Source organism: Candidatus Mycolicibacterium alkanivorans (assembly GCF_022760805.1).
GTDB lineage: Bacteria > Actinomycetota > Actinomycetes > Mycobacteriales > Mycobacteriaceae > Mycobacterium > Mycobacterium alkanivorans.
Genome location: NZ_JAIVFL010000001.1, coordinates 3,715,782 through 3,740,377, shown reverse-complemented (window position 1 = coordinate 3,740,377; position 24,596 = coordinate 3,715,782). Strand labels below are relative to the sequence as shown.

Annotated in this window: 20 protein-coding genes; 4 read left to right on the top strand and 16 right to left on the bottom strand. The window is 67.8% G+C overall.

The annotated features are described in order from the left end of the window. Positions 1 to 127: 127 nt before the first annotated feature. Positions 128 to 1,771, bottom strand: coding sequence for a peptide chain release factor 3 (locus K9U37_RS18315; protein WP_243072905.1), 1,644 nt, complete (start codon positions 1,769 to 1,771; stop codon positions 128 to 130). Between the two features lie 101 nt (positions 1,772 to 1,872). Continuing rightward, positions 1,873 to 4,407, bottom strand: a complete 2,535-nt coding sequence (locus K9U37_RS18310; RefSeq protein ID WP_243072904.1) for a DEAD/DEAH box helicase — start codon at positions 4,405 to 4,407, stop codon at positions 1,873 to 1,875. Positions 4,408 to 4,477: 70 nt separating this feature from the next. On the opposite strand from K9U37_RS18310, the gene K9U37_RS18305 reads away from it, so the two are divergent. From K9U37_RS18305 to K9U37_RS18290, 4 genes are all read left to right on the top strand, one after another. Beyond that, positions 4,478 to 5,221 carry a Crp/Fnr family transcriptional regulator gene (locus K9U37_RS18305; RefSeq protein WP_243072903.1) on the top strand — a complete coding sequence of 248 codons (744 nt, stop codon included), beginning with the start codon at positions 4,478 to 4,480 and terminating at the stop codon, positions 5,219 to 5,221. A 96-nt stretch (positions 5,222 to 5,317) separates the two neighbouring features. Then, a complete protein-coding gene (hcp, locus tag K9U37_RS18300; protein WP_243072902.1) occupies positions 5,318 to 7,000 on the top strand; it encodes a hydroxylamine reductase in 1,683 nt (560 codons plus the stop codon). Next, positions 7,000 to 8,070 (top strand): 2Fe-2S iron-sulfur cluster-binding protein, encoded by a 1,071-nt coding sequence (locus K9U37_RS18295; RefSeq protein ID WP_243072901.1) that lies wholly within the window; start codon positions 7,000 to 7,002, stop codon positions 8,068 to 8,070. Before hcp ends, K9U37_RS18295 begins: the two co-directional genes overlap by 1 nt. Before the next feature lie 184 nt (positions 8,071 to 8,254). Further along, positions 8,255 to 9,202 carry an alpha/beta fold hydrolase gene (locus K9U37_RS18290; protein ID WP_243072900.1) on the top strand — a complete coding sequence of 316 codons (948 nt, stop codon included), beginning with the start codon at positions 8,255 to 8,257 and terminating at the stop codon, positions 9,200 to 9,202. A gap of 51 nt (positions 9,203 to 9,253) precedes the next feature. Here the strand turns inward: K9U37_RS18290 and nuoN are convergent, their stop codons facing one another. Genes nuoN through K9U37_RS18220 form a run of 14 tightly spaced genes read right to left on the bottom strand, consistent with a single transcriptional unit; the run spans position 9,254 to position 24,448 of the window. Next, on the bottom strand, positions 9,254 to 10,819 hold the full coding sequence (nuoN, locus tag K9U37_RS18285; protein WP_243072899.1) for an NADH-quinone oxidoreductase subunit NuoN: 1,566 nt from the start codon (positions 10,817 to 10,819) through the stop codon (positions 9,254 to 9,256). Continuing rightward, entirely contained in the window at positions 10,816 to 12,378 is a 1,563-nt protein-coding gene (locus tag K9U37_RS18280) for an NADH-quinone oxidoreductase subunit M (RefSeq protein ID WP_243072898.1), read from the bottom strand. Before K9U37_RS18280 ends, nuoN begins: the two co-directional genes overlap by 4 nt. 5 nt (positions 12,379 to 12,383) lie before the next feature. Continuing rightward, positions 12,384 to 14,276, bottom strand: coding sequence for an NADH-quinone oxidoreductase subunit L (gene nuoL, locus K9U37_RS18275; RefSeq protein ID WP_243072897.1), 1,893 nt, complete (start codon positions 14,274 to 14,276; stop codon positions 12,384 to 12,386). Position 14,277: 1 nt separating this feature from the next. After that, complete coding sequence (nuoK, locus tag K9U37_RS18270) at positions 14,278 to 14,577, bottom strand: NADH-quinone oxidoreductase subunit NuoK (protein WP_243072896.1); 300 nt, start codon at positions 14,575 to 14,577, stop codon at positions 14,278 to 14,280. After that, positions 14,574 to 15,335: an NADH-quinone oxidoreductase subunit J gene (locus K9U37_RS18265; RefSeq protein ID WP_243072895.1), complete on the bottom strand. Its 762-nt coding sequence runs from the start codon at positions 15,333 to 15,335 to the stop codon at positions 14,574 to 14,576. Before K9U37_RS18265 ends, nuoK begins: the two co-directional genes overlap by 4 nt. Continuing rightward, positions 15,332 to 15,856 (bottom strand): NADH-quinone oxidoreductase subunit NuoI, encoded by a 525-nt coding sequence (gene nuoI / locus K9U37_RS18260; protein ID WP_243072894.1) that lies wholly within the window; start codon positions 15,854 to 15,856, stop codon positions 15,332 to 15,334. Before nuoI ends, K9U37_RS18265 begins: the two co-directional genes overlap by 4 nt. Continuing rightward, positions 15,849 to 17,090: an NADH-quinone oxidoreductase subunit NuoH gene (gene nuoH, locus K9U37_RS18255; protein WP_243072893.1), complete on the bottom strand. Its 1,242-nt coding sequence runs from the start codon at positions 17,088 to 17,090 to the stop codon at positions 15,849 to 15,851. Before nuoH ends, nuoI begins: the two co-directional genes overlap by 8 nt. Next, positions 17,087 to 19,510: an NADH-quinone oxidoreductase subunit G gene (locus tag K9U37_RS18250; RefSeq protein WP_308197410.1), complete on the bottom strand. Its 2,424-nt coding sequence runs from the start codon at positions 19,508 to 19,510 to the stop codon at positions 17,087 to 17,089. Before K9U37_RS18250 ends, nuoH begins: the two co-directional genes overlap by 4 nt. After that, on the bottom strand, positions 19,507 to 20,823 hold the full coding sequence (nuoF, locus tag K9U37_RS18245; protein WP_243072891.1) for an NADH-quinone oxidoreductase subunit NuoF: 1,317 nt from the start codon (positions 20,821 to 20,823) through the stop codon (positions 19,507 to 19,509). Before nuoF ends, K9U37_RS18250 begins: the two co-directional genes overlap by 4 nt. Next, positions 20,820 to 21,533, bottom strand: a complete 714-nt coding sequence (nuoE, locus tag K9U37_RS18240; RefSeq protein WP_243072890.1) for an NADH-quinone oxidoreductase subunit NuoE — start codon at positions 21,531 to 21,533, stop codon at positions 20,820 to 20,822. The genes nuoF and nuoE overlap by 4 nt, the downstream gene beginning before the upstream one ends. Beyond that, entirely contained in the window at positions 21,530 to 22,840 is a 1,311-nt protein-coding gene (gene nuoD / locus K9U37_RS18235) for an NADH dehydrogenase (quinone) subunit D (RefSeq protein ID WP_243072889.1), read from the bottom strand. Before nuoD ends, nuoE begins: the two co-directional genes overlap by 4 nt. Continuing rightward, positions 22,840 to 23,547 (bottom strand): NADH-quinone oxidoreductase subunit C, encoded by a 708-nt coding sequence (locus K9U37_RS18230; RefSeq protein WP_243072888.1) that lies wholly within the window; start codon positions 23,545 to 23,547, stop codon positions 22,840 to 22,842. The genes nuoD and K9U37_RS18230 overlap by 1 nt, the downstream gene beginning before the upstream one ends. Further along, positions 23,544 to 24,098 carry a NuoB/complex I 20 kDa subunit family protein gene (locus tag K9U37_RS18225; protein ID WP_243072887.1) on the bottom strand — a complete coding sequence of 185 codons (555 nt, stop codon included), beginning with the start codon at positions 24,096 to 24,098 and terminating at the stop codon, positions 23,544 to 23,546. Before K9U37_RS18225 ends, K9U37_RS18230 begins: the two co-directional genes overlap by 4 nt. Then, positions 24,089 to 24,448 (bottom strand): NADH-quinone oxidoreductase subunit A, encoded by a 360-nt coding sequence (locus K9U37_RS18220; protein WP_243072886.1) that lies wholly within the window; start codon positions 24,446 to 24,448, stop codon positions 24,089 to 24,091. The genes K9U37_RS18225 and K9U37_RS18220 overlap by 10 nt, the downstream gene beginning before the upstream one ends. Positions 24,449 to 24,596 lie beyond the last annotated feature (148 nt).

The window sequence follows — 24,596 nt, the reverse complement described above, 5'->3', positions numbered from 1 at the left end:
CCCGGCGGTAGTGCCGGCCCCGGTGGGGCGAGCGGCGCCATCCCGGGTGGCCCGAGCGGTACGGCCGGTCCCGGTGGGGCCACCGGCTGCATCCCGTACGTGGGCTGCGCCTCGGTCGGCTAGCGGCTCAGTTGTCGCCCGCGGCCACCAGCGAGCGCAGCTTCACGCCGGGGTTGTCCTCACAGAAGCCCTGCAGCCGCCATTTGGTGGTGAACAGCGCCAGCATGACACCGTCGGTGCGGGTGAGCACCTCCATCGACACCTGCTTCTGCGCGAACTCAGCATCGTCGGGGTCGATGGCGCGGGCGACCGTGTAGGGCAGCGACTCCAGCGAGATCGGTGCGTTGAACTCCGTGGCCATCCGGTGGCTGGCGACTTCGAATTGCATGGGGCCGACGGCGGCCAGGACGGGTGCCTGATCGCCGCGCCGGTCCGACCGCAGGACCTGCACGACGCCCTCTTGATCCAGCTGCTCGATGCCCTTGCGGAACTGCTTGTGCTTGCTGGGGTCGGTGCCGCGGGCGACTGCGAAATGCTCGGGGGAGAAGCTCGGGATGGGCGGAAAGTGGATGGGCACATCGCGGAAGAGGGTGTCCCCCGGCCGCAGCGCGGCCGCGTTGGCCAGCCCGATCACGTCGCCCGGCCAGGCGCTGTCCAGTGTCGAGCGCTGCTGGCCGAACACCGACTGCGCGTACTTGGTGACGAACGGCTTGCCGGACGCGGCATGGGTCAGGACGTCGCCGCGCTCGAAGGTGCCCGAGCAGACCCGGGCGTAGGCGATGCGGTCACGATGCGCGGAGTCCATCCCAGCCTGCACCTTGAACACGAACGCACTGAACGGCGAATCGACGGGCCGCAGGTTGCCATCGACGTCGCGCTGCCCGCCCGGTGGCGGCGCGAGCCGCACCAGGGTGTCCAGGAGTTGGTTCACGCCGAAATTCAGTGCAGCCGAGGTGAACAGGACCGGGGTGGCGTCTCCGCGCAGGAATGCGTCGTTGTCGTAGTCACCGCCGTCGGCGGACAGGAGTTCGCACTCTTCGACCGCATTCACCCAGTCATCGCCAGCGGCGTCCCGGGCGCGTTCCGGCGGGATGTGCTCCTCGGGTGCGGCGGTGGCACCGCCGGCCGTGCGGGTGAAGCGGATGAAGTTGCCGGTGCGGCGATCCAGGACGCCCTTGAAATCCCCGGCAATGCCGACCGGCCACGTCAGCGGCATGGGTTTGAGTCCGATGCGGTCGTGGATCTCGTCGAGAAGATCCAGTGCGTGCCGGCCCGGCCGGTCCCATTTGTTGATCACCGTCAGGATGGGGATCCCGCGGTGACGGCACACCTGAAACAGCTTGAGCGTCTGCGGTTCCAGGCCCTTGGCCGCGTCGATGAGCATTACCGCGCAGTCGACGGCACTGAGCACCCGGTAGGTGTCTTCGGAGAAGTCCGCGTGCCCGGGGGTGTCGAGAAGGTTGATGACGCAGTCCTGTCCGTCCGGCGATCGGTAGGGGAACTGCAGTGCTGTGGAGGTGATCGAAATGCCCCTGGCCTTCTCCATCTCCATCCAGTCCGAGACCGTCGAGCGCCGACCCGCCTTGCCGTGGATCGCGCCCGCTTCGGTGATGACCTTGGCGTGCAGAACCAGCGCCTCGGTCAGCGTCGATTTACCGGCGTCGGGATGGCTGATCACCGCGAAGGTTCGGCGGCGCCCGGCTTCGGCCGCCAGTCGGTCTGCCGCGCGCCCGGTCGGGGCAGCGCGTACTTCCAGGTCTTGATCTGTCATTACGGTGCTGATGCTATTTGCCGCGGACCCAAAACATCCAATCGTGACGGTGTGCCGTCGGCCGCTGCCTGCCGACCTGACGCGGTGGCCGTGTGCCCTGGCTAGTCCAGGCGACCGGCGTCGAGGAGCCGAATGACGGCGATTCCTTCCTCATCGGAGGCCTCCAGGTCCACCTCGGCCTCGAAACCCCAGTCGTGGTCGCCGGCCGGGTCGTCGAGGATCTGACGTACCCGCCACACCCCGGGCCCCCGGTCGATGACCAGCAGGGCCGGGCCGCGGGCGTCGGCGCCGGTGCCGACGTCGTCGTGCTCTTCGAAGTACGCGTCGACGACCTCTGCCCAGCGCTCGGCGCTCCACCCGGCGCCGGCGTCCAGCGCACCGAGGTCAGCCCAGCGGCGCCGGGCGAACAGCTCGACGCGCCGGAACAACGCGTTACGCACCATGGCGGTGAATGCCCGCTGGTTGCCGGTCAGCGGGCGCGGACGGGCCGGCATCGCCACCGGGACGTCATGCGGCTGGTCCGGGTTGGTGAGCTGCTCCCACTCGTCGAGCAGGCTCGAGTCGACTTGGCGCACCAGCTCACCGAGCCACTCGACGAGGTCGGTGAGATCCTCGGTGCGCGCGGCGGCAGGCACTCCGGACCGCAGCGCCTTGAAGGCGTCGGAGAGGTAGCGCAGGACCGCGCCTTCGGAACGGGTGAGCCCGTAGACACTGACGAATTCGCGAAAGGTGAACGCCCGCTCCCACATCTCGCGCACCACCGACTTCGGCGACAGCTGCCCGTCGGCGGCCCACGGGTTGCTCTGCAGGTACACCTCGAAGGCGTGGCGCAGCAGTTCGTCGAGCGGCTTGGGATAGGTGACGTCGTCGAGCAGTTCGATGCGCTCGTCGTAGTCGATGCCGTCGGCCTTCATCTGGGCCACGGCCTCGCTCCTGGCCTTGTTGAGCTGCGCGGCCAGAATTTGCCGCGGATCTTCCAGCGTGGCCTCGATGACCGAAACAACATCCAGCGCATAGGTTTCCGACGCGGTGTCGAGCACCTCGATCGCGGCGAGCGCGAATGTCGACAGGGGCTGGTTGAGGGCGAAGTCGGGCGGCAGGTCGACGGTCAGCCGGTAGCGGCGGCCGTCGGGTTCCGGTTCGTCGAGGCGCTCGAGGATACCGGCCTGCAACAACGAGCGCGCAATGCCGACCGCCTCACGGATGTGGGCAAGCTGACGCTTGCGTGGCTCGTGGTTCTCGGTGAGCAGCCGGCGCATCGCAACGAACGGATCTCCTGGTCGGTCGACGACGTCGAGGATCATCGCTGTCGACACCCGCATGTTGGACGTCAACGGCTCGGGGGAGGCGTCGACCAGTCGGATCATGGTGGACTCGCTCCACGGCACCATGCCCTCGGGGACCTTGCGGCGCACCAGTTTCCGGCGCCTCTTCGGGTCATCGGCCACCTTCGCGAACTGCTTGAGGTTCTCCACCTCGTGCTCGGGTGCCTGAACGACGACGGTGCCTGCGGTGTCGTAGCCGGCCCGCCCGGCGCGTCCGGCGATCTGGTGGAACTCGCGGGCGTTGAGCAGCCTGGTGCGGGTTCCGTCGTACTTCGACAACGCCGAGAAGACGACGGTTCGGATCGGTACGTTGATGCCGACGCCGAGAGTGTCTGTGCCGCAGATGACTTTGAGCAGGCCGGCCTGGGCAAGCTGCTCGACCAGGCGCCGGTATTTGGGCAGCATCCCGGCGTGGTGAACGCCGATTCCGTGGCGAACCAACCGCGACAGCGTCGCTCCGAAGGCCGACGAGAACCGGAACCCGCCGATCAACTCGGCAATCGCGGCCTTCTCCTCCTTGCTGCACACGTTGACGCTCATCAGCGCCTGCGCCCGCTCCAGCGCTGAGACCTGGGTGAAGTGGACGACGTAGATGGGCGCCTGCTTGGTGTCGAGCAGGTCGCCGATGGTCTCGTGCATCGGCGTGGTCGCATACGAATAGAAGAGCGGGACCGGCCGTTCGGCATTGGCGATCAGCGCCGTGGCGCGGCCAGTGCGTCGGGTGAGGTCTTCACGCAGGAACGTGACGTCGCCCAGGGTCGCCGACATCAGCAGGAATTGTGCGCGCGGCAGTTCCAGCAGCGGCACCTGCCACGCCCAGCCTCGGTCGGGGTCGCCGTAGAAGTGGAACTCGTCCATGACCACCAGGCCGATGTCGGCGCCGGCTCCCTCGCGTAGTGCGATGTTGGCCAGGACCTCCGCGGTGCAGGCGATGATCGGCGCGCCCGCGTTGACCGCGGCGTCACCGGTGAGCATGCCGACGTTGGCGGCGCCGAAGACCTCGCACAGGGCGAAGAACTTCTCGCTGACCAATGCCTTGATCGGCGCGGTGTAGTAGCTGCGCCGGCCCGCGGCGACCGCTGCGTACAGCGCCCCGGTGGCCACCAGTGACTTGCCCGAACCGGTCGGTGTCGCCAACACGACGTTGGCGCCGCTGACCAACTCCATCAGCGCTTCCTCCTGTGCGGGGTACAGCGTGGTGCCGCACCGCTCCGCCCACGCGGCGAAGGAGACGAACAGCCCGTCGGGATCGGCGCCGCTCGCGCGCAGTGCGGTCAGGTCGCCGGGATCGCTGAGTAGGGGAGCGGTCATCGTGAGCACCAGCGTGCCCGATCCCCGTCATTCGCCCAAGCGGGCCCCGGAAACGGTAGCGTCGCCTCCGATGAATGGGGACGTGCGGCAGGCGATCGCTTCGGCGCCGATGTTCGGTGGCCTGGACGGCGCGCACGTGGACTTCCTCGCCGCCGAGAGTCGGTCGATCTTCCTGCCCGCCGGTCAGGTGCTGTTTCGCCGCGGCACCCCGTCGACCGGCTTTTACATCGTGCGCGAGGGCCGGATGCAACTTTCGGTGTCCAACTCCGAGGGTCTGGTGAAGGTGCTGGAAATCCTCAGTCCGGGAAGCGCTTTCGGGCATGCGGTGATGTTCCTGCGCGAGCCGTATCCGGTGGACGCCACCGCACTGGCCGACACCGACCTGGTCTTCGTCCCGGTCGGCGCGGTCGACCGGGTGCTCGACGAGGATCCGTCGATGGCACGCATCATGCTGGCGTCGATGGCCAAGCGACTCCAATCCAAGGTCCAGGACATCGCGATGTTGTCCCTGCAGTCGGCAACGCAGCGGATCGTGGCGTTCGTGCTCGGCGCGGTCGGCGCCGGGTCCTATCACCTCGACGGTGAGGCATCCTCGGTGACCGATGCCGCCCCGGTCGCCCCGCAGGCGTCCAGCATCGAACTGCCGGCTCTCAAGCACGTGCTGGCCTCCCGACTCGGAATGACGCCCGAGACGTTCTCGCGAGCGATGCGCACCCTGACCTCGGCGGGACTCGTCTCCGTCGACGGCTCGGTGCTACGAGTCCCCGACGTCGCGGCATTGGACGCCTACTCCCGCGACCAGTCCATCGTGTGACCGAGCGCACATACTCGGCTTGATCTAGGTCAAGGTTGCCCGTTTCGCCGGTCCATAGCGTGAGCCACGTCAACCGCTCATCGCCGAGGAGACCCGATGTTTTGCTACCAGTGCGAACAGACCGACCGCACCGCTTCCCCTGACCGTCCGAACCTGCTGAGCTTCGGTTGCTCGGCGACCAAGGGCAACTGCGGCAAGGACGCCACGACGGCGGCGCTGCAGGACGTCCTGGTCCACGTCAACCTCGGCATCGGCCAGTACGCGCAGAAGGCCCGTCAGCTCGGCGCGCCCGACCCGGTCTTCGCCGCCCACGCCTCCTTCGACCTGTTCACCACGCTGACCAATGTCAACTTCAACGCCACCCGGTTCATGGCGCTGATCTCCGACGCCGTGGCCATGCGCGAAACGGCGAAGCTGGCCTACGAGAACGCCGCACGGGCGGCCGGCGTGGAACCCGAGGCCCTCGCCGGACCGGCCCAATTCGAGCCAGCTGCAACGATTTCCGGTGTGGTCGCCCAGGGCGCCACCGTCGGCGTCGATGCCGGACTGGCCACCGTCGGAGCCGATGTGGTGGGTCTGCGCAACCTCAACCTCTACGGCCTCAAGGGTGTCTGCGCCTACGCCCACCACGCCCACGCGTTGGGCTACCGCACCGACGAGACCGACGCGGGAATCGAATCCGCGCTGGCGTTTCTGGCCGATCAGCCCGCCGACGCCGACGCCCTGCTGGGCCATGCCTTGAACCTCGGCGCGCTGAACCTCGACGTGATGGCGATGCTCGACGCCGCCAACACCGGCAGCTTCGGCAGCCCGGTGCCCACCCCGGTACGGGTCACCCCGGTGGCCGGCAAAGCCATCCTGGTGTCCGGCCACGACCTGCACGACCTGGCCCGCATCCTCGAGGCCACCGAAGGCGCCGGCATCAACGTCTACACCCACGGCGAGATGCTGCCCGCCCACGGCTACCCCGAGTTGCACAAGTACCGCCACCTGGTCGGCAACTACGGCGGCGCCTGGCAGGACCAGCAGCGCGACTTCACCGCCTTCCCCGGCCCGATCGTGATGACATCCAACTGCCTGATCGAGCCGCAGCCGGCCTACCGCAACCGGATCTTCACCCTCGGACCGGTCGGTTGGCCCGGGATCCGTCATCTCGACAGCTCTGACCTGTCGCTGATGGTCAAGGCCGCGCTGTCGCTGCCCGGCTTCACCGCCGACGCACCGGCGGAGACCGTCACCACCGGCTTCGGGCGCGACGCGGTGCTCTCGGTCGCCGACACCGTCATCCAGGCCGTCAAAGACGGTGCGATCAGACGGTTCCTGCTCATCGGCGGCTGCGACGGCGCCGCGCCGGGACGCAACTATTACACCGACGTCGCCGACCACGCCCCGGCGGACACCGTGCTGATGACGTTGGGCTGCAATAAGTACCGCTTCAACACCCATGAGTTCGGCGAGATCGGCGGCATCCCCCGACTGCTCGACGTCGGCCAGTGCAACGACAGCTACTCGGCGGTCCAGATCGCGTTGGCGCTGGCCGACGCCTTCGACTGCGGTGTCAACGACCTGCCGCTGAGCTTGTTCGTGTCGTGGTTCGAGCAGAAGGCCGCCGCGGTGCTGCTGACCCTGCTGTCACTGGGGATCCGCAATATCCGCCTCGGGCCGACCCTGCCGGCATTCCTCACCCCGGCCGTCGTCGACATCCTCGTGGACAAGTTCGCGCTCAAGCCGATCGGAGACCCGGCCCAAGACCTCGCCGACGCCATGGCGGGTGCCTGATGACCGAGATCGCCGACCGGCCGGTGAGCACCGAACTGGAGTGCTACGACGTCGTCCTGGTCACCACCGACGGCGAGGAGTCCACCGTCCGATGTGACTCGCAGACAACGGTTCTCGCAGCAGCCGAGGGATCCGGCCTGGTGCTGAAATCAGCCTGCCAGGCCGGCGGCTGCGGGGCCTGCTCGGCAGTGCTCTCCGATGGGAGGGTGGAGATGGGCGACCACGATCCCGACGTCATCGAGACACCGGAGGAGGACGGCGGGATCCTGTTGTGCCGCACCTTCCCCCGCCGGGACTGCCGCATCGATCTGCCGTACGACAGCGGCCAGATCGTCACCGCACCGCCGACCCGCCACCAGGCCCGCGTCACCGGTCTGGACCGGGTCGCCGAGGCGGTGATGCGGCTGCGGCTGACGCTGCTCGACGACGCCGGCGAGTCCTGCTCGGCGGACTTCGAATCCGGCCAATTCGTACGCATCTCCGTCCCCGGCCGCGACGCCCGGCGCGCCTACTCGCCGGCCAACGTCGCCAACTGGGACGGCGACCTGGAGTTCTACATCCGGCTGTTGCCCGGCGGGGCGATGTCGGAGTACCTCGTCGGCGCCGCCGTTGTCGGTGACAAGCTCACCGTCTCGTCGGCCACCGGTGATTTCGGGCTGGTGGAGAACGGGCTTCGGCCACGCTGGTTCCTGGCCGGCGGCACCGGGCTGGCACCGCTGTTGTCGATGGTGCGCCGGATGGCCGAATGGGGGGACCCACAGCCCGCGCGCATGTTCTTCGGGGTCACCCGCCACACCGAGGTGTTCGCGCAGGAGGAACTGCAGGCGCTCGCCGACTCGCTGCCGGACTTCCGGTACGACACCGTGGTGTGGCATCCCGACCCGCAATGGTCCGGGGCCACCGGCAATCCCGTCGACCTGGCGGCGGCTGAGGCCGCCAAACTCGACGAGTGGCCCGACGTGTACGTCTGCGGGCCGCCGCCGATGGTCGAGGCGGCCCACGCCGCACTGACCGCCGTAGGCGTACCTGAAGACCAGATCCACGCCGAGCGTTTCTCGGCCGGCGGGTGAACTCACTCAGCCCCAGCGCTTTTCGGGCCCAGGCACAGGGGTAACTGGGCGGGCGGTCACCGGGTCATCCTCTAGGAGCGGGCACGGTGCGGTAACGACGCGGCCTGGAATCGAGTTTTAGGCCAGCTGGCGGTTACTCTATTGCTCCGGTGCGGCAGCGTCGCCGCACCGCCTAGGAGTCACCATGTCAGCGTCTCAGGTAGCCACGATCGGTGGCCCCAAGCTGCCGTCGGGCCGGACCGTCAAGGTCCGCGCGGCCGACGGAACCCGCCTGCACACCGAGGTCTTCGGCCCGGAGGACGGTTACCCGATCGTCCTGGCCCACGGCATCACCTGCGCCCTTCGGGTCTGGCATGAGCAGATCAACGACCTCGCCCGCGACTACCGCGTGATCGCCTACGACCAGCGGGGGCACGGCCGCAGCGGCCAGCCGCACCCGTCCTCCTACAGCCTGGACCACCTGGCCTCCGACCTGGACGCCGTGCTGGCCGCCACGCTGCGGCCGGCGGAGCGCGCGGTCATCGCCGGGCACTCGATGGGCGGGATCGCGATCAGCTCGTGGGCTGAGCGGCACCGCGACCGCGTCTGCGAACGCGCCGACGCCGTGGCGCTGATCAACACCACCACCGGCGACCTGCTGGAGGAGATCAACCTGCTGCGGGTGCCGCCGCTGCTGGCCGCCGGCAGGTCGGTGGCCGCGCGGCGGATGATCAAGGTCTTCGGTGGGGCACCGCTGTTCCGGGGGGCTCAGCCCGGCAGTCGCTGGTTCGTCGCGATGATGGCCGTCGGGGCCGAGGCCGATCCGACGATCGCCGACTTCGTTCACGAGCTGTTCGCGACCACCCCGGCCGCCGGTCGCGGGGCCTGGGCGCGGGTGCTCGTCGAGGAGATGGGTCCACGCCACATCGACCTCACCGCTCTCACTGTCCCCACGCTGGTGATCGGCTCCACCGATGACCGGCTGCTGCCGATGTGTCAGGCCCGCAAGATCGCGCAGGCGGCACCCAACCTCGTCGACCTGGTGGAAATGCCCGGCGGTCACTGCGCGATCCTCGAGCACCCCGAGGCCGTCAACACCCACCTGCGCTCACTGGTCGAGTCCGTGGTCGCCGAGCGGCGCATCAGCTCCTGAGCGCTGCAGCGACCGGCCGGTGCGCGCCGTGGTCCGCGCTGAGAAGGATCATCAGGGTAGGAACCCAGCGGCGTTGTCGGCCAGGTCCAGCAGCGGCTGGGGCAAGGCGCCGAGCGCGAAGGTGATGGCCGCGGTCAGGGTGATGGTCGCGACGCTCAGCGAGCTCGGGGTGATGACCTCCGGTGCGTCCTCCGGCGGGTCGGTGAAGAACATCAGCACGATCACCCGTACGTAGAAGTACGCGGCGATCGCCGAGGCGAGCACGCCGACGATCACCAGCGGGATGGCCCCGCCCTGGCCGGCGGCCTTGAACACCGCGAACTTGCTGACGAAGCCGCTGGTGAGCGGGATACCGGCGAACGCCAGCAGGAACAGTGTGAACACCGCGCCCACCAGGGGATAACGCCGGCCGAGCCCCGCCCAGCGGGCCAGCGAGGTCTCCTCGGCGCCGTTGGCGTCGCGCACCACGCTGACCACCGCGAAGGCCCCCAGCGTGGAGAACGCGTAGGTGAACAGATAGAACAACGTCGCCGACAGGCCGGGACGGTTACCCGCGATCACGCCGGTCAGGATGAAACCGGCATGCGCCACCGAAGAGTACGCCAGCATTCGTTTGACGTCGGTTTGCCTCACGGCGGCGATCGAGCCGACGACCATCGTCAGAATGGCCACCACCCACAGCACCGGCCGCCACCCGTAGTTCAGCGCGGGCAGGGCGACGTAGAACACCCGCAGCATCGCCCCGAATGCGGCGACCTTGGTGGCGGCGGCCATGAACCCAGTGATCGGCGTGGGTGCGCCCTGGTAGACGTCGGGAACCCAGGAGTGGAACGGCACCGCACCGACTTTGAACAGCAGGCCGACGGTGACCAGTCCCGCGCCGATGAGGGCGAGAGAGGTGCTGTCCGGATTGGTCTGGATGGCCGCGGCGATACCGGACAGGCTCATCGTGCCGGCGAATCCGTACAGCAGCGCGATGCCGAACAGGAAGAACGCCGAGGAGAACGCGCCCAGCAGAAAGTATTTCAGCGCGGCTTCCTGGGACAGCAGGCGCTGGCGGCGGGCCAGCCCGCACATCAGGTACAGCGGCAGGGACAGGACCTCCAGTGCGACGAACATCGTCAGGAAGTCACCGGCCGCCGGGAACAGCATCATCCCGCCGATGGCGAACATCGTCAGCGGGAACACCTCGGTCTGGATCAGCGCAGCCTTGGTGGCCACCTTCTCGGCCACGCTGCCCGGAACGGTCGAGGCGTCCGGCGTGAAGGCGTCCAATGCCACTGCACCATCCGGGGATTCGGCCGGGGCACGCCGCTCGGCGATGAGTAGCACGCTGAGCACGCCGGTCAACAGGATCGTGCCCTGCAGGAACAACGTCGGCCGGTCGATGTCGACGGCGCCGGCCACCACCGAGTTGCCGATGCCGCCCCGCAGTTGAAGGGTGACCCTGAGTACCCATAGCAGTGCGACCAGCAGGGCGGCCAGGCTGAGAGTGAGCTGCGTGCGATAGCGGGCCTTGCGCGGCAGGAACGCTTCGACGAGCACACCGACGACGGCCGCGCCGAAGACGATCAGCATCGGTGCCAGCTGAGCGTAGGCGATACTGGGCGCAGTCATGGGCGGGTCCCTTCCGCGACCGCGGGAGGCGGGTCGGGTTGGTGGATCGACGTCAGGGTCGCGGTGACGGCGGGGTTGATGACGTCCAGCGCGATCTTGGGGTACACCCCGAGCGCGATGAGCAGTGCGATCAACGGCGCCACGACGACGAGTTCGCGCGGCCGCAGGTCCCGCACGGTCTCGTTGCCGTCGGTGACCGGACCGGTCATCATCCGCTGGTAGAGCCACAGCACGTAGAGTGCGGAGAGCACGAGGGCGATCGTGGCGCACACGGCGAGGGCGGGGTATCGCGTGAATGTGCCGATGAGGACCAGGAATTCGCTGATGAACGGCGCCAGCCCGGGCAACGCGAGAGTCGCCATGCCCGCGACGAGGAAGGTGCCGGCCAGGACCGGGGCAACCTTCTGGACTCCGCCGTAGGCGGCGATGGCGCGGGTGCCGCGCCGGCTGACCAGGAAGCCGGCGATGAGGAACAGCGCGGCCGTGGAGATGCCGTGGTTGACCATGTAGAGCGCCGAGCCGGATTGGCCCTGGCTGGTCATCACGAAGATACCCAGGATGATGAAGCCGAAGTGGCTGATCGAGGTGTAGGCGATCAGCCGCATGACGTCGGTCTGGCCGATCGCCAGGATGGCGCCGTAGACGATGCCGATAACAGCCAGCGTGGAGATGGCGGGCCGGAAATAGGTTGCGGAGTCCGGAAACAGCGGCAGGCAGTAGCGCAGCATGCCGAACGTGCCGACCTTGTCCATCACGGCCATCATCAACACCGCCGAGGCCGGGGTGGCCTCCTCGGCCGCTCCGGGGAGCCAGGTGTGGAACGGCCACAGCGGGGCTTTGACCGCGAAGGCGACCATGAAACCGAGAAACAGCGCGTGAGCCACACCCGGCTGCAGGGTGAACTTCCCGCTGCCGAGCGCGTCGACGATGGCCCGGAAGTCGAAGGTGCCGCCGTCGAATGCCTTGTCGGCGGAGGTCACCACGTACAAGCCGACGACCGCGGCCAGCATGGCCAGCCCCCCAGACAGGCTGTACAGCAGGAACTTCAGTGCCGCTCGGCCGCGGTTCGCTCCCCCGAATCCGCCGATGAGGAAGTACATCGGGATCAGCATCGCCTCGAAGAAGATGAAGAACAGCAGGATGTCCAGGGCGGCCAGCGACATCAGCACCATGCCCTCGACCGCCAGGGTCAGCGCGATGTAGCTGTGCGGCCCGCGTCCGAGACCGGGCCGGTCGTCGGCGTCGTTCCAGCCGGCGATCAGCAACAGCGGCATGAGCACCGCCGTCAGCACCACCAACGCCAGTGCGATGCCGTCCAGTCCGAGGATGTAGCCGGTGCCGAAAGACGGGATCCACGGGTGGTTCTCGACGAACTGGAACTGTTCGCCCGCGGGGTCGAACCGCGCGGCCAGCATCAGCGACAGGGCGAGCACCAGCAGAGCCACCACAAGCCCGGCGTACTTGGCGAGCTGACGAAGCGAGGCCGGCAGCACGATGATGACCGCCGCGCCCACCACCGGGATTGCCCACAGCAGCGTCAGCCAGGGAAAGTTCGTCATCGTGCTCACCCCCGCGTCCTGTACAGAACCGCCGCGATCACCAGGGCACTTCCGACAAGCATCGACAGTGCATAGGAGCGGGCGAACCCGGTCTGAAGCTGCCGCAGTCCGTCGGATATCCGGCCCACCAGATGGGCCAGCCCGTTGACCGACCCGTCGATGCCCTTGTCGTCGACCACCACCAGCGCCTTGGTCAGTTCCTGACCGCCGCGCATGAAGGTGGCCTCGTTGAAGGCGTCACCGTAGAGGTCGCGCCGGGCGGCGACGGTGAGCGCCGAGACGTCCTGCGGTGCGGTCTCGGGAACCTTGTGCATCGCGTACTGCCGGTAGGCCACCGCGATGCCGACGGCCACCACGCCCAGCGCGGTCACCGTCGTCACCCATGCGGGCACGGCATGTTCGGTTTCGTGGCTGCCGACAACGGGTTCCAGCCAGCGTTGCAGCGTGTTCCCGATGGCCAGGAACGCCCCGGCACCGACGGAGCCCACGGCAAGCACGATCATCGGCCAGGTCATCACCGCCGGTGACTCGTGCGGGTAGGTCTCGGTGGCCTTCTCGGTCCAGCGCGCGCGTCCGAAGAACGTCAGCAGCATCACCCGGGTCATGTAGAACGCGGTGATCCCCGCGCCCAGCAGCGCGGCCCCGCCGAGCGCCCAGCCCTTCAATCCGCCTGAGTTGAAAGCGGTTTCGATGATGGCGTCCTTGGAGAAGAAACCCGCGAACGGTGGCACCCCGATGATCGCCAGATAGCCAAGGCCGAAGGTGACGAAGGTGATCGGCAGCAGCTTGCGCAGTTCACCGTAGCGGCGCATGTCGGTCTCGTCGCCCATGGCGTGCATCACCGAACCGGCGCCGAGGAACAGGCCGGCCTTGAAGAAGCCGTGGGCGAGCAGGTGCATGATGGCCACCGCGTAACCGGCCGGTCCGAGCCCGGCTGCGAGCACCATGTAGCCGATCTGCGACATCGTCGAGGCGGCCAGCGCCTTCTTGATGTCATCCTTGGCGCAGCCGACGATCGCGCCGAACAACAGCGTCACCGCGCCCACGATCACCACCGCGGCCTGCGCGCCCGGCGCGGCATTGAAGATCGGCCCGGAACGCACGATCAGGTACACACCGGCGGTGACCATCGTCGCGGCGTGGATCAGTGCGCTGACCGGGGTGGGGCCCTCCATCGCGTCGCCGAGCCACGACTGCAGCGGCACCTGGGCGCTCTTGCCGCACGCGCCGAGCAGTAGCAGCAGACCGACTGTGGTCAGCGCGCCGTGGGTCAGACCGGGCACCGCGGAGAACACCGTGCTGAAGGTGACCGAGCCGACGGAGGCGAACAGCACCATCAGGGCGATCGCCAGGCCCATGTCGCCGACCCGGTTGACCACAAACGCCTTCTTGGCCGCGGTGGCCGCACTCGGCTTGTACGACCAGAAGCCGATCAGTAGGTAGGACGCCAAACCGACGCCCTCCCAACCCATGTAGAGCCCGAGGTAGTTGTCGGCGAGCACCAGCAGCAGCATGGCGGCGACGAACAGGTTCAGGTAGGCGAAGAATCGCCGGCGCTCGGGGTCGTGGGACATGTAGCCCACGGAGTAGATGTGGATGAGCGCACCCACCCCGGTGATGAGCAGGACGAAGCACACCGACAGCGCGTCGAGTTGCAGACCGAAGTCCACCTTCAGCACACCGACCGGCACCCAGGAGAACAGCACCTCGTGCACCGAGCGCTCCTCGGCGGGCAGCCCGAGCAAGTGGGTGAACAGCACTGTGCCGCAGGCGAAGGCACCGAGTACGGTGGCGCAGCCGAGAAGGTGGCCCCACGCGTCGGTGGCCTTCCCGCCCAGCAGCAGGATCACCGCCCCGGTGAGGGGCAGCGCAATGGTCAACCACAGCAGTGTCTGCATATCAGTGTGCAAGCAGGTGGGCGTCGTCGACGTTGGCCGAGCGTCGGGTCCGGAAGATGGTCATGATGATGGCCAGGCCGACCACCACTTCGGTGGCAGCCACCACCATGGTGAAGAACGCGACCACCTGGCCGTCGAGATGCCCGTGCATCCGTGAGAACGTGACGAACGCCAGGTTGCAGGCGTTGAGCATCAGTTCCACGCACATGAACATCACGATCGCATTGCGGCGCAACAGCACTCCGGCCGCTCCGATGGTGAACAGCAGCGCCGACAGGTACAGGTAGTTGTCCGGGTTCATTTCTCACCGTTCCTGCCGTTGGGTGTGGTGACGATCCGGCGCTTGATGATGGTGGACACCGAGGAGTCCTCGTCGGAGCCGTCGGGCAGCCGGGCGAAGGTATCGACGGCGTTGTGCCGCGCGTAGACGCCGGGGTTGGGCTTGGGTGTGGCGCGTGCGCCGATGCGGAAGCGTTCGATGACCATTTCGCGCTGGGTCTGTCGCCGCTCGAAGCGCTCGCGATGGGCCAGCACCATCGCGCCGAGTGCCGCGGTGATCAGCAGGGCGCTGGTGATCTCGAACGCCCACAGGTCGCGGGTGAAGATCAAGGTGGCCAGCCCTTCGACATTTCCGCCGGCATTCGCCTGGCCGAGCCCGACGAACCCGGTGGTGGCCGCGCTGCCGATGCCGGCGATCAGCAGGATGCCGAAGCCCAGCGCGGCCACGATGGCCGCAACACGTTGCCCGCGAATGGTTTCCCCCAGCGACTCAAGAGAATCCACGCCGATGAGCATGAGGACGAACAGGAACAGCATCATCACCGCGCCGGTGTAGACCACCACCTGCACCACGCCGAGGAACAGCGCGTCCTGGGCGACGTAGATCATGGCCAGCGCGATCATGGTGGTGGCCAGGAAGATCGCGGCGTAGACGGCCCTGGGCGCGGCGACGACGCCGATGGCACCGGCGACGGTGATCGCGCCCAGGATCCAGAACGCCACCGCTTCCGACGTCGATGTGCGGGTGAGAGTCTCGGCCGCCAGCAGGGTGATCGTCACTTGGCCACCTCTTCGTTGGGGGTCACACGCCCCAGGTAGTAGTCCTCATCGGTCGCACCGGGGGCCATCGGATGCGGCGGTGCCTCCATGCCGGGCTGCAGTGGGGCCAGCAGCTTGTCCTTGCCGTAGATGAGGTCGCCGCGGTTGTCGTCGGCCAACTCGTAGATGTTGGTCATCGTCAGCGCGCGGGTAGGGCAGGCCTCGATGCACAGCCCGCAGCCGATGCAACGCAGGTAGTTGATCTGGTACACCCGGCCGTAACGCTCACCGGGCGAATACCGTTCGGTGTCGGTGTTGGACGCGCCCTCGACATAGATCGCGTCGGCTGGGCACGCCCAGGCGCACAGTTCACAGCCGATGCACTTCTCCAACCCGTCGGGGTAGCGGTTGAGCTGGTGGCGGCCGTGGTAGCGCGGCGCGACCGGCCCCGGCTTCTCCGGATACTCCTCGGTGATGGGCCGTTTGAACATCGTGCCGAACGTGACGCCGAATCCCTTGACGGCGTCCAGGAACTTAGGCATCTGCATTTTCCTTGGCCGCTTTCGCGCCGAGCCCCGGGATGCCGGGCAGCGGAGGGATCGGGAACGCCCCGGAGCCGACCGGGACAGGTGCTGGCCCGGATTTGCGTTGGATCGCTCTGTGCCGCAGCGCGTTCACTGCTCGCAGCGCCGCCAGCAACGCGGCGGCGGCGATCAGGCTCGGGATGATGCCCGTGAGGCCGGTGTTGCGCAGGACGGCGACGATCATGATCCACACCAGCGACACCGGGATCAGCAGCTTCCAGCCCAGTGCCATGAACTGGTCGTAGCGCAGCCGGGGCAGTGTGGCGCGCAGCCACATGAACACGAACAGGAACGTCCAGACCTTGGCCACGAACCAGACCAGCGGCAGCCAGCCGGTGATGGCGCCGTCCCACATACTCAGCGGCCACGGGGCGCGCCAGCCGCCGAGGAACAGGGTGGTCGCCAACGCCGAGACGGTGGTCATGTTGACATACTCGGCGAGGTAGAACATCGCGAACTTCAGCGACGAGTACTCGGTGTGGAAGCCGCCGACCAATTCGCCTTCGGCCTCGGGAAGGTCGAACGGGGCGCGGTTGGTCTCCCCGACCATCGCGGTCACGTACACCGCGAACGACGGCAGCAGCAGCACGGCGTACCACGTCTTCTCCTGGGCGGCGACGATGCCTGAGGTCGCCATGGTGCCGGAGTGCAGGAACACCGCGGCGAAGCACAGTGCCATCGCGATCTCGTAGGAGACCACCTGCGCGCTGGAGCGCAGACCACCCAGCAGGGGATAGATGGATCCGGAGGACCAGCCGGCCAACACGATTCCGTACACCCCGATCGAGGTGATCGCCAGGACGTAGAGCACCCCGACGGGCAGGTCAGTCAGCTGCAACGGGGTCCGGTGCCCGAACACCGAGGCCACCGGGCCCATCGGCATCACGGCGAAGCCGAGGATCGCGGTGGTCACCGAGATGACGGGTGCCATCAGATAGATGGGCTTGTCAACGCCCGCGGGTACCAGGCCTTCCTTCAGTGCCAGCTTGACCCCGTCGACAAGTGACTGCAGTATCCCGAACGGGCCGACCCGGTTGGGACCGTAGCGCATCTGCATGCGGCCCAGGATCTTTCGTTCGAGCAGGATCGCCACCAGCACGGTCAGCAGCAGGAACACGAAGATGGCGAGCGCCTTGATCAGGATCAGCCACCAGGGATCGTGCCCGAACACCGTCATGTCCGGATACCTCACGGCGTTGCCTCCCGCTCGATCTGGACCACCGCGCCCATGGTGACCGCGAGTTGGTCGTGCACGGCGCTGCTGGGCGAGTTCAGCGGCAGCCACGCCACACCGTCGACCATCTTGGTGATCACCAGCGGCAGGCTCACCTCGCCGCGGCCGCTGGACACACTGACCACGTCGCCGTCAGCCGCGCCGATCCCGGCTGCCGTCGCGGCGGATAACCGGACGATCGAGGGCCGTGCGGTGCCCGCCAGATACGGCTCGCCGTCCTGTAACCGGCCCTGATCCAACAGCATTCGCCAGCCGACCAGCACAACCTCGCCCTTACTGAGCGTCGGGGCAGACGGTGCGCGCACCTCGGGTGCGGCGGCGGGCTGACCGTCCCAGGACCCGAGCGCGGCGATCTCGCTGCGGGCCTGCTCGGCGGTGCGGAACCCGAGGTCGGCGCCGAGCTCGTCGGCCAGGATCTGCAACACCCGGAGATCGGAAAACGCGTTGGAGGTCAGTGACGGTTCGAAGGGCCGGATGCGGCCTTCCCAGTTGGTGAACGAGCCCGCCTTCTCCGCGACCGGAGCCACCGGGAACACCACGTCGGCCAGTGCGGTGACGGCCGACTCCCGCAACTCGAGGCTCACGACGAACCCGGCGGCCTCAATGGCGGCCAGTGCGGTGTGCGGGTCGGGCAGATCCGCCGGATCGACGCCGCCGATCAGCAGCGCACCGAGGTCACCGTCGGCCGCGGCCGCGAGGATGCCGCTGGTGTCGCGGCCCGGCTCGGCGGGCAATTCGCCGATGTGCCAGGCGTCTGTAAGCTGTTGGCGCGCAGTCGAATCTGCGACGGACCGTCCGCCGGGTAGCAGGTTGGGCAGACAGCCGGCGTCCACGGCGCCGCGATCGCCGGCCCTTCGCGGAACCCACGCCAGTCGCGCTCCGGTGCGCTCGGCCAGTCGCGCCGCCGCGGACAGCGCACCCGGGCTGGTCGCCAGGCGCTCACCGACCAGGAAGATCGCGCCGGCCTGCAGTTCGGTGGCCAGTGCGTCGAGCACGGCGGCCTCACCGCCAGGTGCGGTGTGTATCACCCGGGCGGCCAGTTTGGTGGACCCGCGCGAGGCGAACGGCGCGATCGACACCACGCGCAACCCGTGCTTGCGCACTGCCTTGCGCAGCCGCAGGAACACGATGGGCGACTCCTCCTCGGGTTCGAAGCCGGCCAGCACCACAACCGGTGCCGCCTCGAGGTCGGCGTAGCTGACGTCCCGTCGCCCGGCGACACAGCTGGCCAGGAACTGTGCCTCCTCCGTCGAATGCGGCCGTGAGCGGAAGTCGATATCGTTGGAGTTCAACACCATTCGGGCGAACTTCGAGTACGCGTAGGCGTCTTCGCCGCCGACACGTCCGCCCACCAGCACACCGGTACTACTGGCCGTGAGCCCCGCGGCGGCCACCGCGATGGCTTCCGACCACGAGGCGGGGCGCAGTGCGCCGTCGTCGTCGCGGACCAGGGGAGTGGTGATCCGGTCACCCACTCGTGCGTAGGTGAACGCCCACCGGCCCTTGTCGCAGTTCCATTCCTCGTTGACCTCGGGATCGTCACCGGCCAGCCGGCGCAGCACGACGTCGCGGCGCTGGTCGGTGCGTTGGGCGCAGCCGGATGCGCAGTGCTCGCAGACGCTGGGATTGGACACCAGGTCGAAGGGACGGGCGCGGAATCGGTATGCGGTTCCGGTGAGAGCACCGACCGGGCAGATCTGGACGGTGTTCCCGCTGAAGTAGGAGTCGAATGCTTCGCCGGGTGCGATGCCGACCTGCTGCAGGGCGCCGCGTTCCAGCAGGGAGATGAACGGGTCGCCGGCGATCTGGTCGGAGAACCGGGTGCACCTGGCGCACAGCACGCACCGCTCCCGGTCGAGCAGCACCTGGCTGGACAGGTTGATCGGCTTGGGGAAGGTGCGCTTGATGTCGGTGAAGCGGGTCTCCACCCGGCCGTTGGACATCGCCTGGTTCTGCAACGGGCACTCGCCGCCCTTGTCGCAGACCGGGCAGTCCAGCGGATGGTTGATCAGCAGCAGTTCCATCACCCCGTGCTGGGCCTGGTCGGCGGCCGCAGAGGTGTCCTGGGTGCGCACCACCATGCCCTCGGTGACGGTGGTGGTGCAGCTGGCCATCGGCTTTCGCTGACCCTCGACCTCGACCAGGCACTGCCGGCAGGCGCCGACCGGGTCGAGCAGCGGGTGGTCGCAGAACCGCGGGATCTGCACTCCGAGGAGTTCGGCGGCACGAATCACCAACGTGCCCTTGGGAACCGACAGCTCGGCGTCATCGATGACGATGTTCACCATCTCCACTTCTTCTCGCCGAGCAGACGCAAACGTCCCCCTTTCCTCGGCGTTTCGGGGACTTTCACGTCTGCTCGCGGAAGGAACCGTCACGCTCGCACTCCTTCCGGTGCGCCAAGCATCGAGGCGTACGGATCGAACGGGCAGCTGCCCTCCAGGTGTGCCTCGTACTCGTCGCGGAAGTACTTGATCGAGGAGATGATCGGTGAAGCCGCACCGTCGCCCAACGCGCAGAAGGACTTTCCGAAGATCGTGTCGGAGATGTCCAGCAGTTTGTCGATGTCCTCCTGGTGGGCCCGGCCGGTTTCGAGCCGTTCGTAGATCTGGCTCAGCCAATAGGTGCCCTCGCGGCAGGGCGTGCACTTGCCGCAGGACTCGTGGGCGTAGAACTGCGTCCAGCGCCGTACCGCGCGCACCACGCAGGTGGTCTCGTCGAAGATCTGCAGGGCCTTGGTGCCTAGCATCGAGCCCACCGAGGCCATGCCCTCGTAATCCAGGGCCACGTCGAGGTGTTCCGCGGTCAGCAGCGGGGTCGACGACCCGCCGGGGGTCCAGAACTTGAGTTCATGGCCGGTACGGACACCGCCGGCATACTCCAGCAGTTCGCGCAGCGTGATACCCAGTGGCGCCTCGTACTGCCCGGGTCTGTTGACGTGTCCGGACAGCGAGTACAGGGTGAAGCCGGGTGATTTCTCCGAGCCCATCGACTTGAACCAGTCCACTCCGTTGAGCAGGATCGGCGGGACGCTGGCGATGGACTCCACATTGTTGACGACGGTGGGGCAGGCGTACAGGCCCGCGACCGCCGGGAACGGCGGGCGAAGCCGCGGCTGGCCGCGGCGGCCCTCCAGCGAGTCCAGCAGTGCGGTCTCCTCACCACAGATGTAGGCGCCCGCGCCGGCGTGCACGATCAGGTCGAGGTCGAAGCCCGAGCCGAGGATGTTCGTGCCGAGATAGCCGGCCTCATAGGCTGCGGCGACGGCGTTCTGCAGTCGCCGCAGCACCGGCACCACCTCGCCGCGGACGTAGACGAAGGCGTGCCGCGCCCGGATCGCGTAGGCCGCGATGATCGCACCCTCGACCAGGAAGTGCGGGGTGGTGAACAGCAGCGGAACGTCCTTGCAGGTGCCGGGTTCCGACTCGTCGGCGTTGATGACGAGGTACTTCGGCTTGGCCTCGGCGCCGGTGGCGTCCTGCGGGATGAACGACCACTTGGTTCCGGTGGGGAAACCGGCGCCGCCACGGCCGCGCAGCCCGGATTCCTTGACCGTGGAGATGACGTCGTCGGGCTTCATCTCCAGCGCGGTGCGCAGCGCCCGGTAACCGTCATGGCGCAGATAGGTCTGCAGCGTCCACGGCTCGGGTTCGTCCCAGAACCGGCTCAGCACCGGAGTCAGCGGTGTCATGACTCTTCTCCGCCCGCAGCCGACGCCTGCGCCACCCGCAGCCCGGCCAGAGTGGCCTCACCGGGGCCACTGGTATCGGCGGTCCGTGGTCCCACCCCGGCCAACGTGCGCGCCGTCTCCCGGAACGGGCACACCAGCGCGCCGCGGGTCGGCTCGGGGGTCTCGCCGCGGCGGATGGACTCGACGAGTTCTCTTGCACTGGAGGGTGTTTGGTTGTCGAAGAACTCCCAGTTGACCATCACCACTGGGGCGTAGTCGCAGGCCGCGTTGCACTCGATGTGCTCAAGGGTGATCAGCCCGTCACCGGTGGTCTGCCCGGCGTGCAGACCGAGGTCGTTCTCCAGCGCCTCGAGAATGGCATCGCCGCCCATGATCGCGCACAGCGTGTTGGTGCACACACCGATCAGGTACCGCCCGGTCTCGGTGCGCCGGTACATCGAGTAGAACGTGGCGACTGCGGCGACCTCGGCGCCGGTGAGGTTCAATCGCTTGGCGCAGAACGCGATTCCCGCCTTGGTCAGGTAGCCGTCTTCGGACTGCACCAGGTGCAGCAGCGGAAGCAGCGCCGAGCGGGGATGCGGATAGCGGGCGATGATCGTCGCCGCGTCGGCGGCCAACCGCTCGAGCACCTCGGCCGGATAGGACTCCCGCCCGCCGATCGGCGGGCCGGGCTCTTCGGGCGGCGGGCCCAGAACCAAGTCCACGCTCATCTGTCCACACCGCCCATCACCGGATCGATCGACGCCACCGCCGCGATCACGTCGGCGACCATGCCGCCCTCGCACATCGCCGCTACCGCTTGCAGATTCGTGAACGACGGGTCCCGGTAGTGCACCCGATACGGCCGGGTGCCGCCGTCGGACACCATGTGCACGCCGAGCTCTCCGCGCGGTGACTCCACCGCGGTGTAGACCTGCCCGGCCGGCACCCGGATACCTTCGGTGACGAGCTTGAAGTGGTGGATCAGACCCTCCATCGACGGGCCCATGATTTTGGCGATGTGCTCCGCGGAGTTGCCCAGTCCGTCCGGGCCGAGCGTGAGGTCGGCCGGCCACGCCAGCTTCTTGTCGGTGATCATCACCGGGCCCGGCTCCAACCGGTCCAGGCATTGGCGGACGATCTTCAGCGACTCATACATCTCGCGAACCCGGATCAGGTACCGCCCGTAGCAGTCGGCACCGGTGTCGGTGATGACGTCGAAGTCGTAAGTCTCATAACCGCAATACGGTTGGGACTTGCGCAGATCGTGCGGCAGGCCGGTGGAGCGCAGCACCGGCCCGGTGATGCCCAGCGCCATGCAGCCGGTCAGATCGAGGTAGCCGATGCCTTGAGTGCGGGCCTTCCAGATGTAGCTCTCGGTCAGCAGATCCTCGAGCTCACGCAGCCGTCCGGGCAGGATCTTCAACAGGTCCTCGACCCGCTGCGCGCCGTCCTCGGGCAGGTCGGCCGCCAACCCGCCGGGCCGGACGTAGGCGCTGTTCATGCGCAGTCCGGTGATCGCCTCGAACACCGTCAGGATCAGCTCGCGTTCGCGGAACCCGAAGAACATCGGCGTCATCGCGCCCAGCTCCATGCCGCCGGTGGCCAGCGCCACCAGGTGCGACGAGATGCGGTTGAGCTCCATGAGCATCACCCGGATCACCGAGGCACGCTGGGGGATGGCATCGGTGATGTCCAGAAGTCGTTCGACGCCAAGGCAATACGCGGTCTCGTTGAAGAACGGCGACAGGTAGTCCATCCGTGTCACGAACGTCACGCCCTGTGTCCAGGTGCGGTACTCGAGGTTCTTCTCGATACCGGTGTGCAGATAGCCGATCCCGCAGCGGGCTTCGGTGACGGTCTCGCCCTCGATCTCCAGGATCAGCCGCAGCACTCCGTGGGTAGAGGGGTGCTGCGGGCCCATGTTGACCACGATGCGTTCGCCGGCCTCACCCAGGCGGGCGGCCGCGACGATCTCGTCCCAGTCCTGCCCGCCCAACACGATCACGCCGTCGCCGTCGTCGATGTGTTCGCTCATCAGTGATACGACCTGCGTTCGTCTGGGGGTGGGATCTGAGCGCCGTGGTACTCCACCGGAATTCCGCCCAGTGGATAGTCCTTGCGCTGTGGGTGACCCGCCCAGTCGTCGGGCATTTCGATGCGGGTGAGCCCCGGGTGGCCGTCGAAGATGATACCGAAGAAGTCGTACGTCTCGCGTTCGTGCCAGTCGCAGGTGGGATACACCGAAAACAGTGACGGCACATGAGGATCGGCGTCCGGGCACGCCACCTCCAACTGCACCCGCCGGTTGTGCGTGATCGACATCAGCGGGTAGTAGGCGTGCAGTTCGCGTCCGGTGTCGTCGGGGTAGTGCACCCCGGACACCCCGAGGCACAGTTCGAAGCGCAGCAGCTCGTCGTCGCGCAACGCCTGCGCGGTGGCCAGCAGGTGCTCCCGGCGGACGTCCAGCGTCAGCTGGTCGCGGAACACCACCACCCGCTCGACGGCCGCCTCGAACGCGTCGGCGCCGAGCACTTCGGCCAGCCGGTCGACCAGCTCGTCGAAATAGCCGCCGTAGGGCCGCGGCGCGCTGCCCGGCAGCGCGACTTCGCCGACCAGCCGGCCGTACCCCGAGGTGTCGCCGCTGCCGTTGATGCCGAACATGCCCCGGCGCACGCCGATGACTTCCTGGTCGCCCTCGGCTCGGCCATTCCCCGCGTCGCTTCGCGCCTGCCCGCCGGTCACCGCAGCAGACCCTTGGGCTCGATCGTGGGCTTGACCGACAGGGCGGCCTGCTCGGCGGCCGCGACCGCTTCCGAGCGGTGCACGCCCAGCGGCATTTCGGCGATCTTCGCATGCAGAGCCAGGATCGCATGCAGCAGCATCTCCGGCCGGGGCGGGCAGCCCGGCAGATAGATGTCCACCGGCACCACGTGATCGACACCCTGCACCACGGCGTAGTTGTTGAACATCCCTCCGCTGGAGGCGCAAACACCCATGGCCAGCACCCACTTCGGTTCGGCCATCTGATCGTAGACCTGTCGCAGCACCGGAGCCATCTTCTGGCTCACCCGTCCGGCCACGATCATCAGATCGGCCTGCCGGGGGGTGGCCGAGAACCGCTCCATCCCGAAGCGGGCGATGTCGAACCGGGGCCCAGCCGTCGCCATCATCTCGATCGCGCAGCACGCCAGGCCGAACGTCGCCGGCCACAGCGACCCCTTGCGGACGAATCCGGCCACCTTCTCCACCGTGGACAGCAGGATGCCGCCCGGCAGCGCTTCTTCTAGTCCCACTCGAGACCGCCCCGCCGCCAGACGTACCCGTAGGCCACGAAGACGGTGGCCATGAAGATCAGCATCTCCACCAGGGCGAAGGTGCCGAGCTGGTCGAACGCCACCGCCCACGGGTAGAGGAAGACGATCTCGATGTCGAACACGATGAACAACATCGCGGTCAGGTAGTACTTGATGGGAAAGCGCTGGCCCGCGGGCTCGCCGCTCATCGGCTCGATACCGCACTCGTAGGCCTCGAGCTTGGCGCGGTTGTACCGCCGAGGGCCGATTACCAGCGCGATGACCACCGAGACAACGGCGAACCCCGCTGCGATGACTCCCAGCACCAAGATGGGTGTGTAGAGACTCATACCGCTGTGCCACTCCTCGCTTGGGCTTTCGATGTGAGCTGAGGCACAGCTTAGCGATCTTGTGACGCGGGCCGACGCGTTTTGGTTAGGATGGCTTCAATAACTGGACGCGGCCCGTCTCGCGTCGAGAGGGCAAGAGCGACAGTGG

Bases quoted from the DNA above. Each gene is read 5' to 3' on its own strand.
- K9U37_RS18315 (WP_243072905.1), bottom strand. From the start codon at position 1,771: ATGACAGATCAAGACCTGGAAGTACGCGCTGCCCCGACCGGGCGCGCG.
- K9U37_RS18310 (WP_243072904.1), bottom strand. From the start codon at position 4,407: ATGACCGCTCCCCTACTCAGCGATCCCGGCGACCTGACCGCACTGCGC.
- K9U37_RS18305 (WP_243072903.1), top strand. From the start codon at position 4,478: ATGAATGGGGACGTGCGGCAGGCGATCGCTTCGGCGCCGATGTTCGGT.
- hcp (WP_243072902.1), top strand. From the start codon at position 5,318: ATGTTTTGCTACCAGTGCGAACAGACCGACCGCACCGCTTCCCCTGAC.
- K9U37_RS18295 (WP_243072901.1), top strand. From the start codon at position 7,000: ATGACCGAGATCGCCGACCGGCCGGTGAGCACCGAACTGGAGTGCTAC.
- K9U37_RS18290 (WP_243072900.1), top strand. From the start codon at position 8,255: ATGTCAGCGTCTCAGGTAGCCACGATCGGTGGCCCCAAGCTGCCGTCG.
- nuoN (WP_243072899.1), bottom strand. From the start codon at position 10,819: ATGACTGCGCCCAGTATCGCCTACGCTCAGCTGGCACCGATGCTGATC.
- K9U37_RS18280 (WP_243072898.1), bottom strand. From the start codon at position 12,378: ATGACGAACTTTCCCTGGCTGACGCTGCTGTGGGCAATCCCGGTGGTG.
- nuoL (WP_243072897.1), bottom strand. From the start codon at position 14,276: ATGCAGACACTGCTGTGGTTGACCATTGCGCTGCCCCTCACCGGGGCG.
- nuoK (WP_243072896.1), bottom strand. From the start codon at position 14,577: ATGAACCCGGACAACTACCTGTACCTGTCGGCGCTGCTGTTCACCATC.
- nuoI (WP_243072894.1), bottom strand. From the start codon at position 15,856: ATGCCTAAGTTCCTGGACGCCGTCAAGGGATTCGGCGTCACGTTCGGC.
- nuoF (WP_243072891.1), bottom strand. From the start codon at position 20,823: ATGACACCGCTGACTCCGGTGCTGAGCCGGTTCTGGGACGAACCCGAG.
- nuoE (WP_243072890.1), bottom strand. From the start codon at position 21,533: ATGAGCGTGGACTTGGTTCTGGGCCCGCCGCCCGAAGAGCCCGGCCCG.
- nuoD (WP_243072889.1), bottom strand. From the start codon at position 22,840: ATGAGCGAACACATCGACGACGGCGACGGCGTGATCGTGTTGGGCGGG.
- K9U37_RS18220 (WP_243072886.1), bottom strand. From the start codon at position 24,448: ATGAGTCTCTACACACCCATCTTGGTGCTGGGAGTCATCGCAGCGGGG.